7 protein-coding genes and 1 pseudogene (1 of these 8 only partly in view) are annotated in these 15500 nt (G+C 54.3%); 5 read left to right on the forward strand and 3 right to left on the reverse strand.

Translation table 11 applies throughout. The features are described from left to right. From JE47_RS22150 to JE47_RS0110200, 3 genes and pseudogenes are all read right to left on the reverse strand, one after another. Window positions 1-568 (reverse strand): annotated as a pseudogene (locus JE47_RS22150) (RNA-guided endonuclease InsQ/TnpB family protein); it reaches 773 nt to the left of the window's first position. An 18-nt stretch (window positions 569-586) separates the two neighbouring features. Further along, window positions 587-1210 (reverse strand): IS607 family transposase, encoded by a 624-nt coding sequence (locus tag JE47_RS0110195; RefSeq protein WP_031459655.1) that lies wholly within the window; start codon window positions 1208-1210, stop codon window positions 587-589. 199 nt (window positions 1211-1409) lie between these two features. Continuing rightward, window positions 1410-5069, reverse strand: a complete 3660-nt coding sequence (locus tag JE47_RS0110200; RefSeq protein ID WP_031459656.1) for an SDR family NAD(P)-dependent oxidoreductase — start codon at window positions 5067-5069, stop codon at window positions 1410-1412. 616 nt (window positions 5070-5685) lie between these two features. Here JE47_RS0110200 and JE47_RS0110205 point away from each other — a divergent pair. The 5 genes from JE47_RS0110205 to JE47_RS0110225 all read left to right on the forward strand — a co-directional run bounded on the left by JE47_RS0110205 (window position 5686) and on the right by JE47_RS0110225 (window position 15499). Continuing rightward, entirely contained in the window at window positions 5686-7029 is a 1344-nt protein-coding gene (locus tag JE47_RS0110205; RefSeq protein WP_031459657.1) for a cytochrome P450, read from the forward strand. Window positions 7030-7059: 30 nt separating this feature from the next. Next, window positions 7060-8064 carry a CAF17-like 4Fe-4S cluster assembly/insertion protein YgfZ gene (gene ygfZ, locus JE47_RS0110210; protein WP_236631196.1) on the forward strand — a complete coding sequence of 335 codons (1005 nt, stop codon included), beginning with the start codon at window positions 7060-7062 and terminating at the stop codon, window positions 8062-8064. Next, a complete protein-coding gene (locus JE47_RS0110215; protein ID WP_031459659.1) occupies window positions 8061-12041 on the forward strand; it encodes a GAF domain-containing protein in 3981 nt (1326 codons plus the stop codon). Before ygfZ ends, JE47_RS0110215 begins: the two co-directional genes overlap by 4 nt. A gap of 358 nt (window positions 12042-12399) precedes the next feature. Beyond that, on the forward strand, window positions 12400-15117 hold the full coding sequence (locus JE47_RS0110220; RefSeq protein WP_236631197.1) for a VWA domain-containing protein: 2718 nt from the start codon (window positions 12400-12402) through the stop codon (window positions 15115-15117). A gap of 58 nt (window positions 15118-15175) precedes the next feature. Then, window positions 15176-15499 (forward strand): ATP-dependent Clp protease adaptor ClpS, encoded by a 324-nt coding sequence (locus tag JE47_RS0110225; protein ID WP_031459661.1) that lies wholly within the window; start codon window positions 15176-15178, stop codon window positions 15497-15499. Window position 15500 lies beyond the last annotated feature (1 nt).

The following is a 15500-nucleotide window of genomic DNA, read 5'->3' on the forward strand; positions in this document are numbered from 1 at the left end:
CCTCGTGCGCCGTGCGACGCCGATAGCATTGCGCATCGGGCACTTCGACCTGTATTGCCACAAACCAACGATCCGCCGTGCGCGAGACCGTCGCGCCCAGTATCTTTCCTTTGAAGCGCAGTTCCTCGGTCATGGCGACGTCGCCGATCTTGGGCAGACGGATCGTCTTGCCGTCCAGACGGAACTTGTCGTTGGCTACGTAAAAGCTGTCGCGGCAGCGCCCCTTTTTCTTGAAGCGCGGTGCGTGCGCCTCTTTGCCAGCCTTGAGGTCAGCGAAGAATCTTTCCCAGGCTTTGGCGAGATGGGCAAACGGCTGGGCGTGGGCGTCCCGGTGAATGTCTTGCAACCAAGGCCGTCCGTTTTCGTCGAGCCACTGTGGGTCGGTGTATTTGATGGCGTTGAACTGCTTTTTGAGCGCCATTGCGTTTGGCTTGCCGCCTGCTGCGTATTGTTTGTTCCATTCATTGAGCGCCCAGTTCCAGACGCGCCGGGCCGTGCCGCAGGCGCGCTTGAAGTAATCCACCTGCTCAGGAGTCGGACAAAGGGCGATCTTGTGGGTTAGTTGCATCGTTTGGCCTTCTTGGCATTACTCATGACTCGCATCCTGTTTCAGCGCTTCGTTCAACTTCTTTCGATAGTTCCTCACACCGTATCGCCGAGACGAACAACCGTGCACGATGGTCATCACGTCTTGCACCATTTCCGGTTCGGGAGACAGCCGTTCCTGGGTGAGCACCAGCACGTCGCAGCCATGGGTTTTGGCGTCATGTTCGAACCACGCAACGCCGAAACGGGTGAGGCGGTCCCGGTGCGCGAGGATCAGCATCTTGACTTGCCGTCGCCCGATCTCGTCCATACGGGCCAGAAACCGCTTGCGCGTGACGTTCAGCCCGCCGCCCACTTCCTCGATACACTCGACCCCCGCCAATCCCTTCGCCACCACGACCTCTTCCAGCACGTTGCGCTGATTCGCCAGGTCCGGCTTCTGTGCCGCACGCGATACCCGACAGGAGGCGACCAGCGTGGTTGGCGCATGGTTCGCCTGCCGCAAACCGATGACCGCACGGATTTGCGTCTCAGGGGAGAGACGGCGGTTGCTGTCCGTTCGGGCCACCGGAATCAGCCTTCCTTCGCGTTCCCAACGCTGCAACGTCTTGACCGAGACACCAAGGAGTGTTGCGGCTTTCCCTGTGCTCATGGTGTTTTCCATGAGCACCATGCTACACTATCGCGTACTAGAAGTCAAGCTAGAGTCCGGCTCCATTTTTCCCGTCCTCTCTCCTAGGTGAGAGAAGTGTCAGCCACCTCCATTTCCCCCGTCCTCTCACCTGGTGAGAGAGGACAGGGGCGAGTTAGCAGGTGTTGGAAAGGAATTTTTCAGACACATATGAGAACAATTTGCACATTTCTCACACAGTAATCGCTCTCCCACGATGGATTCGGCCAGCGTAGCGCGTATCTGATTCGGGTGGAAGTGGCGCGGTCACCAACAGTACCGCTTCGATGAAGCGTTCGAGTTCTTGTTGGCGTTCATGCGGATCGCGTGGCTCTTCAGCACGTGCGCGACGGGTCAGGTCTACCTGATTGATCAGAATACGCTGCGCAGTACGTTCACTTTCGACGCCGACGGTCGCGGTGAAGGCATGTAAAGTTGTTTTGACAAAGTTCGCCAACGCAAATTGTTCGGTACTCGACGTAGCAGTCGTTTCTGGTGTGACCAGCGCCAGGCTAGCACCGTCGCACAAGGCAATTTTGCGCGCCACCCGGAAGTGGTGAGTCAGTTGGTGTTCACACAAGTCAGCAAATTCGGCCTCACTTAGCACTGTACTCCAGTCGCTATCTTTACGGCCAACCAGTGGTGCAGTGGGCAGAGGACGGAAAGGCGTACAGACTACCGGCCCAGGGCGACCATAGTGCGCAATTGCCCGATCAATCGCTGCTTCAATCTGATCGCTGGCAACAATCGTCATAAGCCGACCGGCCTCAACATGATCGTGGAGCAAGCGACGCATAGTCTCTGCACCGGCTTCTGTCTCTACGATCATCACGACTTGGCGCGCACCGTAGCGTTCGAGATAAGCCCGTGCAAGGAGATTCAGATGCTCGGTAAGATGTTCGCCAATGAGGTACACGGTTGTACCGACCAACTCGGCCAGCCGTTCCGGAGCAGGCATGCCAAACAGCTCACCGCCGGTAGGAGTGCGTTCGTAGCGCAACCCTCCCGAGGGGTGGAAGGTCTCGCCGCTGACATTGCGGTCGGCGAGATAGTAAACCGTAGCCATCGCCACATCAAACTCGGTTGGCATCCGTTGTAGATAGAGCATTCCCATGATACCATCGCGCACCTTGCGCGCCTCACGGTCGATCTGAGCACGGGTGAAGAATGGATCGGGCGGAAGAGGCAGATGCGCAAACATATCGGCAGGTAGCTCGTAGCCACCGTTTATCAAGCGGGCGAGGAGCTTCGCCGCAATCGAGCGGTTAAGCAGTGCGCTACTCGAAGAAGCTGCTGGATCACCTTCGCTACGAATACGTTTGGCCAGTTCACGTAAGGCTTGCGGCGTCGCGGGATTCTGCTCTAGCGCGACCACATCGTTCGGTAACAGCAGTTCAACCAGCTCGCGCATCGGACGTGCATCGGTACGGGCAGTGGTTATTAGTGCCGCGTGCAGTTCATTAAGCCGCTTGTTTTCTAAAATGAGCCGTGCGCGACGGGCAAACAGACCAGGACGTTCACCCGTGCCACGCAAACGATCGCCTTCAACCGGCCCCGGCGCAATCGCGTTGATCTGCACTTCTGGCCCCAGAAAGCGGGCAAAGACCTCGGCCATTGCCCGCTGACCGGCCTTTGAAACGGCATAGTCAGCCCGATTGGGATAGGGAATGGCAGCCTCTTTTTCACCGCCAAAGTAGGAGGAAACGTTCAAGATATAGCCACTACCTTGTTTCTTCATCAAGGGCGCCAGTTTACGCATTAGCGAGTAGTTGCTGATCAGGTTAGCGTACAGTGTGTTCCGCCAGCCCTCTACCGGCATGTCTATAACCATTTCTTCGACACCAGCGATGCCAGCGTTGTTAATGAGATAGTCCACGGTGCCAAACGTAGCCAGGGTACGTTCGACAAGATCAACAAGCTGTTCTTCACTACTGACATCGCAACCAGGTGCGATGTGTACCCGATCTTCGACATCAGTGTAACCCACTTCAGCCAGTTCGGCCCGAATCATCGCCTGCATCTGCTCTAGTTTATGACGGTCGCGGGCTGCCAGCATCACTCGTGCACCGCTGAGCGCCAGTAGCCGACCGATCTGGCCGCCGATGCCGGCACTACCACCGGTGATGAGCGCAACCTTGCCCAGGTGTAAGCCGATCAGACTTTCGGCCCAACCCACTGACGCACTACGCGCACCGGTAGTAGCGCTAACGTTAGCAGGAATATTGAGAGTAATTTCGCTGATCCGGCGTTGGCTGTGTAGTAACTGAGCCGTCCACGCACAGGCAAATTCTAACCCTTCAGGGCTGCGATTATCGAAGCGCACAATCTGATTTGTCCATACCGCCGGTAACACCCGCTCACCATTGGCAGTCACACGGGCATAATCGAGTTCGGCCTCGTGACGCCATACCCGAATCAACTGCTCGATAGCCGCACTTTGAATGCGACCGTACACGTTCCCTGCGGCATTCGCTCCATTCGAGAGGAAGATAACCTGTGGACTACGGGCACGGGCGCCCGGCGTCAGACGCTGAGATTGCCAATAACGGGCCAAGCGACTGGCAATCACAATCGTACCAACAATCTCATCGGCCAGAAATTGCATGACGTGGGCATCATCAACCTCAATCACCTGGTTAGCCGGTTCACGGCTAGAAGCAGGGAGAATAATTGCTGCGTGAATGCCACCGGTATTCTCTCCCGCCCAGTCGAAGATCGCATCGATTGTGGTTGGATCACGGGGATCGAGTGGTAACGCAATTGGTGGGGTAAAGGTTGCACCCGCTAAATGACGACTTTCACTCACTGCTTGCTCGAACTGAGCCAGAGCAGTGGCCGAACGGAAGCCGATAATGACTTCACTGCCACACGTGCGTAACATACCGGCCAGCGCCATCACCTCTTCGATCTGATCACCGGCACAGATCAGCGTCGTCCGACCACTCGCATCGATCGTGCGCAGGTCGGTGCGCGCCAGTAAGCTGGTTTCGCTGCGCAGCGGAAGTTCCATGCCATGGGTAACAGCAATGGTTTCCCCAGCAAGGGCTGCTGCCTCATCACTGGCCAGAAAGACCGCCGCATCGGCCACATCACCAACCGTTGGGAAGCGGCGCTCGAGATTCCCCTGGTCGTTGGTCCGCCATAATCGCATCGTTGCTAAAAATTGCTGCGCCGTATCACCTTCCGCACGACCTTTCAACTGATCCATGCGCTGGAAGACCGTGTGAATTCGTTCGCTCTCAATCGGGCCGGGAAAGATGGTATTCACGCGAATACCACGTGCACCCAGTTCGCGGGCTGCGATCTGCGAGAGCGCATTGAGAGCAGCTTTCGGGGTGACATACGGGATACGTCCATAGTATTCAGCATACGAAAAGATAGTTGAAACATTGATGATAGCGCCGCCTGGCGGTATATGTGGTGCCGCGATCCGCATCAAATGCCACGGCATACCAAGTAAATTGGCAACGCTCGTAGTCAACGTTTCCTCGGCGCCAGGACCGAGTTCGGCATCGGTAAGCGGAATATCAGCCAACCGTCGTTGGGCGCCTGCGCTGCCAGCATTGTTCACTAAAATATCAATCTTGCCATGACGGGCCACGATCGCCTCAATACCAGCACGCACATCTGCCGGATTGCTCCCATCCATCACTTCGAGGTCGATCCGCTTCGCTGGAACTCCAGCCTCTGACCGCATCTGTTCGGCCAGGGCAGTGAGTTTGGCGCCATTACGCCCACTAATGATAACTGTTGCTCCTTCAGCTAGAAAACGTTTTGTCAGTTCGCTACCAATGTTGCCAGCACCGCCGGTAATGAGCGCAATCTTTCCTGCCAGTCGCCCTGTTACACTCATGGACTCCCCCGTCATCAACGAATCATTGTTGTGCGATCATTTAGTTGAAGGTTCACCGATAGCTGTAGTATACCATGATGTTGTTCTAAATTTCACGGACGGTTAACGCTTTGCGACATGGAATGAACATCTGACAAGCGTGGTATGATGTTGATACGTGCCCGTGATACGCTGAATGTTTGAAACGGATGCGGGTCAATGCACTGTTGTCCTTTTTTCCCGACATCGGGGAAGACTTGCTATCAGACGCATTGTGATGCGGAAAGAGCGATTTTGCCAGTCGAGGCGCCGATGAAGGGGCTTCCTACAATTTGCGGCTACCGTATCAATATCGTTCCTGCATAGTATCTATCACGATTTGACATTGATTACCGGAACGGCGTTGTGTATCGTCAACGCTGATCATCCTGAACAACACTCCTGGCGGTTCGGAAGATTAAGGACGGTATACCCATTACGTTTCCCCAGCAGCGAAGATAATCTCTGGTGACAAGCTGAGGAAATGCCAGGTATTGCAACCCTCTCACATCGGGATGCAGACCAGCGTGCCATCGGCAGAAAACAGGAGTATTCTCTTGAGCATACGCTGGGTAATTATGAATCAAGGTGGTGTAGGATGCTAATCCATGTTCCTTCTCCTGTATCGATCCGAAATCTTCAGCGGTTGCGTCGTGATCCCCTAACGTTACTGACCGATCTGGCAATGCGCGGTGATGTGGTGGAATTTTGGGCCGGACCACAACGCATGGTACTGGTGAATCATCCTGACTGCATTCGCGAGGTGCTGGTCACTAAAAATCGGGCTTTTGTGAAGGGGCGCGTGCTCGAACGGGCCAAGCGATTGCTCGGCGAAGGATTGCTCACCAGCGAAGGTGAAACGCACCTTCGTCAACGACGGCTGATTCAGCCAGCTTTTCACCGTCAACGACTCGCGTCCTATGGCCCAGCCATGGTGGCTGCGGCTGAGGAACGGAGTAGCCACTGGCAAGATGGCGCCGTGCTGGATATGAGTCGTGAGTTGATGGCAATCACGCTGCGGATTGTCGGGGTAACACTCTTTTCCGCCGATACCGAGGCTGATGCTGATCAAGTATTCACCGCAATGCATGATCTGGTGGCTATGTTTGATCTGGCGGTGTTACCGTTCGCCGACTGGTTGATGGCTTTACCACTACCACCGGTGCGGCGATTTCAGCAGGCGAAAATGCGCCTCGATACGATTATCTACCGGATCATCGCTGCCCGTCGTGCCAATCCCGGTAATCGTGACGATCTGCTTTCACTGTTGTTAGCAGCAGTCGATGACGAGGGAGATGGGTATCGCATGACTGACACTCAATTGCGCGACGAGTTGATGACACTCTTCCTGGCCGGTCATGAGACCACCGCAAATGCGTTGACGTGGGCGCTTTATTTGTTGGCTACGCATCCAACAATTGCGGCAACGTTACATAGCGAACTTGATACCGTACTTGGTGAACGTGCACCAACGGTAGCCGATCTGCCATCGTTGTCCTATACCCACTGGCTCTTTGCCGAAGCCTTACGTCTTTATCCACCGGCCTGGATCATTGGCCGACGAGCAATCGCGCCGGTGACGATTGGTGATGTACCGATCAAACCAGATACGATTGTTCTGATGAGTCCCTGGCTGATGCATCACGATAGTCGTTTCTTTCCCGATCCATATCGTTGTGAGCCACTTCGTCATACACCAGCCGCACAAGCTACACGACCAAAATTTGCTTTTTTTCCCTTTGGTGGCGGGCCGCGTAATTGCATCGGCGAACCGTTTGCCTGGATGGAGGGGGTGTTAGTACTGGCTACTCTGGCACAGCGGTGGCATGTGCTACCGGTACCCGATCATCCGATTGCCTTGCAGACAGGCATTACGTTACGTCCTCGTTACGGCATGCAACTTCAACTCAAGCTCCGTCGGCCAGTCTTGCAAGTGCCGTGATACAATAAAATATATGACAGGCACGTACTCATGACATCAAAACGTATGGAAGATGTTACATCGGCAAGCTATAACGCTATCTACAGCACTGCCGCAATCCTCGACGAATCAGATCGTGGACGGCTCTGGATGCGTGGTCGTGATCGGGCTGCGTTGCTCCATCGTCTCTCGACCAACGCTATTGAGCCGTTACAACCCGGACAGGGTACCCTCACGGTCTTGACGACCCCCATCGGGCGAATGATCGATCTGCTGCGAGTATATGTACTGCCTGATGCCTTATTGCTTGAAACGGGTTCTGGGCATGGAGCAGCCATTTTACGCCATTTGCGAAAGAATATCTTTTTCAACGATCAGGTAACGGTCGCTGATGCTAGCCTCGAATTGGGGCAGATCGGTGTGTATGGGCCGCAGGCGAGTCAGGTACTCCGGACAATCGGGTTGCCCACCGATATACCCCGCTATGGTATTACGTCAGCTCAGTGGGCTGAACATCAAATCTTCGTTGCCCGGTGTGAGCCAATGGGAGGCGACGGCTATACCCTCTACCCACACCCTACGCAGGTCATGGCCTTTATGACAGCCCTGACCAACGCTGGCGCGGTCGAGCTTGATAAGAACACCGCCGAAATAGTTCGGGTTGAACACGGCTATCCGCGTTTCAAGCACGAAATCACACTGGATTACATTCCGCTCGAAGCCGATTTGTGGCGAGCAGTCAGTTTTCACAAAGGCTGTTACGTTGGTCAAGAGATCATTGCCCGTATGGAGAGCCGTGGTCGAATTGCCAAACTGTTGTGCGGTTTACGCCTATCGGCGGCACCCGAATCATTACCGGCAAAGGTCATGGCTGATGGCAAAGAGGTTGGTGATCTGACCAGTGCTGTCTGTTCGCCACGCTTCGGTTGGATTGGGCTGGCGTATCTTCGACGGGCATACGCTGAAAGTGGAACGACGGTAACCGTGTTTGATCGTCCGGCAACGGTTTGTACACTGCCGTTTGCAATGCACGAAGCGACAGGAATGAAGGAATGACCCGTACAGCTCGTCGGCGTCAATTGATCGGCGATCTCCAGCGACAGCGCGATGCGTTGCGTCGACAACAAGAGCGCGATCAGCGCATTCTGGCGTCATTGTACGCGATTGGATTGGTAGCACGTCATCGACCACCGCTACGCACATTGTTTGAGACAGTTGTGCGTGAATTGCACCACATCTTCGATTTTGATTCCTGTTATCTTGCTTTTTGTGATGAGCGACCAGAACTGTTCAAAGCCGCTCTACTCTACGATGAAGGTCAGATTGAGTTTCTCGAAAATCGTGAATACGGCTATCTGACCGGATTGATCGTCCGTCGCCGTGAGCCACTGCTCTTCCGCGATCTGTTGACCGAACGCGACGCCAGTTTGCCGCCAGTACCGTTTGGTAACACTGCTAAACGCTCACGTTCGTGGATCGGTGTGCCACTGATGATCAGCGAATCGGTGGTTGGAGTCATCTCTCTGCAAAGCTACCAACCCGGCCTGTACAATCACGAAACCCTTGAACTCCTTCAGCAAATAGCCAACGTGATTGCATTGGCACTCGAAAATGTGGTGCTGGTAGAAGAGCAAGATCGACTGAGTCGCGAGTTGACTGAACAGTTGACAGCACGCCGCGAAGAGTTAGCTGCATTAAGTACACTGGCTGCGACGCTGGTTGATACCCGTTCATTTGATAATGTGCTCGATCAGGCATTGGAAATTGCCGTCACGACACTCCATTTTGATGCCGGTAATGTGCGTTTGCTCGATGAAACCGGTACGCTGCTCGTGCTACACGCCTGTCGTGGGTTCAGCCAGGAATACATTGAACAGACCCGCCAGATTCCACTTGAGATCAGTCCACTGCGCGAGGTAGTTACCCTGCTGCAACCACGGGTGATTCACCGCGATTGGCAGTCACACTACGATCCGGCAACGTTTCCCCTCCATCTCTTCCCACCATTTGAGTCAACTATCAATTTACCGCTCTTTGTTGGGCGGCGGGTACTGGGTACGTTAAGTCTGTTCGGTTTTACGCCACGCGAGCCAGCGCCGCACGAGCTGGCACTGGCCCAGTCGGTTGCCAACCAGATTGCTATTCTGATCGAACATAGTCGCCTCACAGCGGAACGCGAGCGCCAGATTGCTGAACTGCGGGCCTTGCGTGAGATTAGTCTGGCCGCCTCAACGGCGCAAACGACTCGTGAGTTACTGCAACGAGCAGCCTTCGGTTTACAAAACTGTATTGATTTGGACGCCTTTTCAATGGTGATTTACGATCCAGAACGACATTTGATTACGGATGGTATCACCCTTGACGATGGACAAATCTACGATTTTTGGATTAACCAACCGCCACCAGCAAACTCCCTCACCGCCCACATTCTGCGTGAGTGTGAACCGTTGTTTCTCTGCGACTTGCCCGACGAGATTCGAGCCTTTCCCGATGTAGAGATTGTTGTTATCGGTGCTGAACGGATCGCGCGTTCCTGGATGGGTTGGCCGCTGCTTGATCGCGATGGACGACCGATTGGGGTCGTCTCGGTGCAAAGCTACCGTTCGTATGCCTTTACTCCGCGTGATATGGAGTTTCTCGGCAATATTGCCGCCCAACTTACCCTGCACGTGAAGAATGTGACATTGCATGCGCAACGAACTCGACAAATCGCTGAACTACAGGCGATCAATCAGATCGGCACGCTGGTGGCAGCATCGTATGATCTGAATCGCATTTTGCATGAGACACAGCGGATTGTAATTGATCTGACGGCAGCTTCTGTCTTCTATCTGATGCTATGCGATCCGGATTCACGCCAGATTGAATATGCTATCTTTGTTGAACACAATCATCAATTAGACCACAACCTGATTGGGCGGCATGTACCATCAGCCTCGTTTTCCGAATGGTTACTCACCCATCGCCAGCCACTACGCTTTGATGATCTCCTGACCGATGCGCAGCAGGTGAAGGCCATGGGTATCCAACCGTATTCGATAGGGGCAGCACACCTGATGCGTTCATGGATCGGTGTACCAATCCTTGCGCAGCACGAAGTGGCAATTGGGGTACTGGTACTACAAGATGAACGCCCATACTGTTATGACGACAATACCATCGATGTGCTGGCGCAAATTGCCAGTTTGATCAGTCTGGCCGTACAGAAGGTACAATTACTCACCGAACGTGAGCAGCAGGCACGCGAGAATGCCCATCTCTTTCAAGCAGCGCAAGCACATGCACTTGCTGCTGAGCGCCAGACAGCCCGTATGGCGCTTGTAAATCGGATTGCCGGTTTGCTGGCTGCTCACCTTGATCAACAAGAAATCCTTGACATCGCCACCCGCGAGTTAGTTCAACTCTTCTGGGCTGATCACACCGGTCTGGTGTTGTTTCGTGACGACAAAACCGGTTTCGTTGCCGCAGAATATCCATCTACCGGCATGGTCGGTACGGTCATCGACCTTCAGCATAATCCATTGGTCGATGTTCTCCGCACGACACGCCGACCACAGGTTATTCTGGATATTGAAAACGATCCACGAGCATTGTCATCACGTGACCGCTGGCGTGAAATGGGATTGCGTTCACTGGTAGTCGTGCCATTGATCAGCCGTGATCGGGTGTTTGGATCGATCTCATTTGATAGTTTTGGTGAGCCGCGCTCTTATGATGAAGCTGAGTTAGAGTTAATGATGACGGTCACGACCTCAGTCGCGACGGCTTACGAAAACGCACTGCTCTTTGCCGCTGAACAAGAGCAACGGCGTACTGCTGAGACACTGCGTGAGGTCGCCCGTGTGTTAAGTTCAAGTTTTGACCCCAACGAAGTGCTCCAGCTCGTGTTAGCCGAACTGCGCAAGGTCATAAACTACGATACATCAACGATTATGTTGCTAGATGGACCGATCTTGCGCATCGCAGCGGCAAGCGGTTGGCCACCAGACGAAATTCCTATAGGGCGCACCCTGCCGGTTGCTACGAGTGGCGCCGGTCAGGTTGTACGTGAACGACGACCGATCTTATTGGTCGCCCCGCCTGGACAAACGATCTGGCCACCCGGTGATATGGGGGAACGTATCCTGACCTGGCTGGGAGTACCACTGATTGCCAAAGGACGAGTGCTTGGAGTGTTGAACATCGATGCGTATCGGCGGCATGCCTTCAGTGAACGTGATCTGGAGGTTGCCCTGGCCTTCGCCAACCACGCGGCACTGGCTATCGAAAATGCACAACTTTACCAGGAATCGGTGACGCGCGTCGAACAGGAAATGGCAATTGCCCGCCAGATTCAGCTCAACCTCTTTCCGCACGAGCTGCCAGCGTGTGCAGGATTGCGGGTGGCTGCACGGTGTTTACCCGCTCGTGAGACAGGGGGTGATTTCTACGATGTGATTGCGCTCGGTTCCCGACTAGGGGTCATTATCGGTGATGTGAGTGGCAAATCGCTGCCAGCGGCAATGCTAATGGCAGTAGCCCGTTCGACTGTTCGTTCGGAAGCTCGTAATCACGAATTTCCCCGACTGGTACTGACCGAGACGAATCGCTGGCTAGTCGATGATGTGCCACGGAATACCTTTGTTGCACTTGGGTATGCACTGATTGATCCGATTGAGCAGCGATTGATACTTGCTAACGCTGGTCAGTTGTCGCCCCTATTACGACACGCCGATGGCCGCACGACTTTTCTGGAAACTGCTGGCGCTTTACCGTTAGGAATACAACGTGATGCACGTTACAATCAACTAGAACTCGATCTGGCGCCTGGCGATACGCTGGTATTCTACACCGATGGGGTTGTTGAAGCACAAAATCATCAGCGTGAATTGTTTGGTTTTGATCGCCTTGAGCATCTGGTGCGCCACTGGGGGTACCTCCCGCCAGAAGAACTTCTTGAACGTTTGCTGTCAGCCGTGCAAACATTTAGTGAGGGTCGCAGCCCTCATGACGATATAACGCTGGTGGTGGTACAGGTGGAGAACCATCTCTAACCACTACGGCGACGGTAGGTTCACTTCGCTTCACGATCGCTCGGTGGTGCGATCATAGAAATTGTTCAGATGTTACTCGGTCGTTGATGATGCTCAACTAGCGAAGTGAGTAGAAACATCCCTCATGCACCTGTTACCGTGCAGGCGTGATGACGGCCCATCATCTGCTTCGGCTCAACCCATTTCATACGGTATCGGTACACTGTGGGAGGTGGATTGAGAACCTACCTCTACCAGCGCAGTGACGGTCAGATTGGCGAGAAACACTATCGATCATCGGTGATACCCACTCGGCACTGTGTTTCATCGCTAAGCTAACCCACCATATCTGCGCTTCTACACTAGAGGGAGCAAGATTGTGTTGAGTGTGATTGAGCCGGCAGCATTGTGGTTATTTGTTCTTGCTGTTCCCCTCATCGGTACACTATGGTTGAATCGAGCTGAGCTTCTTCGTCGGCTTAGTCGGCTCCGGCTATGGCTGCTCCTGGTAGTACGGTTGCTGATGCTGGCGGCTCTGGTGTTAGCGATAGCAGGTCTCCAACTTGGCCGACCAGTGCAGGCAACGGCGACCGTTTTTCTCCTCGATGTTAGCGATTCGGTGGCACCGAGTCAGCGCCTCGCAGCGCTCGATTATATCAAGCAGGCTGTAGCTACAGCCGATCCAGACGATCGCATGGCGGTTGTTGTCTTTGGAGCGCGTGCCCAGGTTGAACGAGTAGCCGAACCACCACGTCCACTTGATCGGATCGATGGGCTGGTCGCCGGCTCCCGAACCAACATCGAAGATGCTATCCAGTTGGCGCTGGCAATCTTACCCGGTGCTATGCACCAACGTCTGGTACTGCTATCGGATGGAGGCGAGAATGTGGGGCAAGCGCTGAACGCTGCTCGCCTGGCAGCGGCGCGAGGAGTATCGATTGACGTTGTTCCCCTGGTATCCGATCGCGGTCCTGACGCACTGATTGCAGCACTGAACGCTCCATCCAGCGCGAGTGTTGATCAGCTCATCCCCCTGACCGTTCTGATCGAGAGCGAGATGAGCGGCTCAGCAACGGTGCAATTACTCGTTGATGGTCAGTTGCGCATTGAACAACCGGTTACATTAACGACCGGTCTCAACCAGTTTTCGTTGACGGTACCGGCTGGTGAGCGAGGTTTTCGACGATTTGAAGCGTATCTGATGGCCCCTTTCGATACCCAGGCGGCCAATAATCGGGCGGTAGCATTCACATTTGTTTCCGGTCCACCCCGTATCCTTGTGTTGACCGTTGCTGTCGAAAAGGTGGCAGCTCTGGTTAACGCCTGGCGGGCGAGTGGGTTCGATGTAACCGTACAGGAACCAATCCAGGCTCCCGTCCGTCCGCTCGATTTACGTGTATTCGACGTGGTGGCACTTGTTGATACGCCCGCCAGTGCTGTTCCAACGACACTTCAGCGCGCACTGACCACATACGTGCGTGATCTTGGTGGTGGACTGTTGATGATCGGTGGGCCGCAATCGTTTGGAGCCGGTGGCTGGCGACGGTCACCTCTTGAACCACTGCTTCCCGTCTCGCTTGATCCACCAGTGATTGAAGAGCGCTTCGATCTGGCATTGGTATTGGTGATCGACCGCAGTGGGAGTATGAATGAATTGGTTGATGGCTCCCGCACACAGCTTGATCTGGCCCGTGAGGCAGCATTTCAGGCCAGTCGAGGTCTGACCCAGCGCGATCAACTTGCTATCATCGCATTCGACAGTTTGGCCGAAACCCTGCTCCCATTACAGCCGCTTACCGATCTGTTTACGATTGAAGGTGCACTGAGTCGGCTAACGGCTGGAGGAGGTACGAACATTCGGAGCGGTATCGCAATGGCTGCTGAGACCATCACAACGGCTGACGCCCGGATCAAGCATGTGATCCTCTTAACCGATGGCATATCTGAAACCGAATATGCCGATATGGTTTCCGATCTCTATGCGCAGGGCGTAACCGTTAGCACAGTAGCGATTGGGCGTAATACTGATCCGGCGCTCGAACGAGTTGCTCGTATTGGTGGAGGGAAATACTATGCTGTTCAGCAGGTGACTGAACTGCCGCAAATTTTTCTAGAAGAAACGGTACGTGTTGCCAATCGTGATTTGATAGAAGAGCCATTCGTGCCGATTCTAGCCCTACCCACACCTTGGCTCCGTGATGTTGGCGCATTGCCGCCGCTCCAGGGTCGCAATGTCGTTGCCAACCGAGCGACCGGGCGCATGGTGCTTGCAGCGCCTGATGGCTCGCCATTGCTGGCAACAGCCCAAATGGGATTAGGGCGCGTGCTAGCATGGGCAAGCGATCTAACCGGCCGTTGGGCTATTGACTGGGTGTCGTGGGCAGAGTTTCCGCGCTTTACTGCCAATCTGGTCACAGAAGTGCTGCCACTGAGCAACAGTGATCGTCTATCGCTGACAGCTACAGTTATTGCCGATCAGGTTGAGATTGAGCTGACAGCACGTGATGCGGGCGGTTTACCAATCGAGCTGAACGACATTCGTAGTTGGATGAGTGGCCTGGCGCTTGAACGTGATCTGGTATTTACTCAGATTGCCCCCGGACGCTACCGGACTGTCACAACAATTGATCAAGTCGGTGCTTACCTAATACAGGTATATGCTACCGATCAGGCAGGTCAGCCGCTTGGCAATGCCAGTATCGGTGTGACAGTCAACTATTCACCGGAATATGGACGAATGGCCGATAATCCAGGGCTGTTGGAAGAATTGGCTGCATTCACCGGTGGGCGAGTTAATCCGCCACCTACCACAATCTTTACACCGACAGAACGCACCGTATACGAGGTGTGGTCCGTTACGATCCCGTTACTCTGGTTGGCATTGGCACTGTTGCCAATCGATGTTGCCCTCCGGCGGCTCTTCGTTCCGTTCCCTGATTGGCAAGCGAAGATGCTACCCTACACCCGGCGCAAGGTATCAGGCTCCACAGAAACACCGTCATCGTTACCAGACAAGCCGCCTGCACCACCATTAAGTGAAGAAGAGCGTATTGCAGCCTTATTAACAGCAAAACGCCGGCAACATCGGGAAGAGTGACACTTTATGTTATACTGCCAGCAGAAGATGGTATGTACGTTTAGCGACGGAGTAGCCCATGTCTACTGAACAACCTACAGTTGCCGTGCGGCCTACCGTCTCATTCGCGGTTGCCAGTGATGAAGAACTCGAACGTCCATATCGCGTTATTGTGCAGAATGACGACGTAACGCCGATGGACTTTGTTGTTATGGTCTTGCAAGTATTCTTCGAGCTTGACTATCGACGGGCTGAACAGGTTATGCTGACCGCTCACTATGAAGGACGTGCGCTGGTGACGGTATTACCTTTTCAGGAAGCCCAGGAACGAGTCTATCAGGCTCATCACGCTGCCCGTGAGGCTGGTTATCCGTTGACATTTTATCTTGAGCCTGACGAGTAAT

The sequence above is a fragment of the Chloroflexus sp. MS-G genome (assembly GCF_000735195.1).
Classification (GTDB): Bacteria; Chloroflexota; Chloroflexia; order Chloroflexales; family Chloroflexaceae; genus Chloroflexus.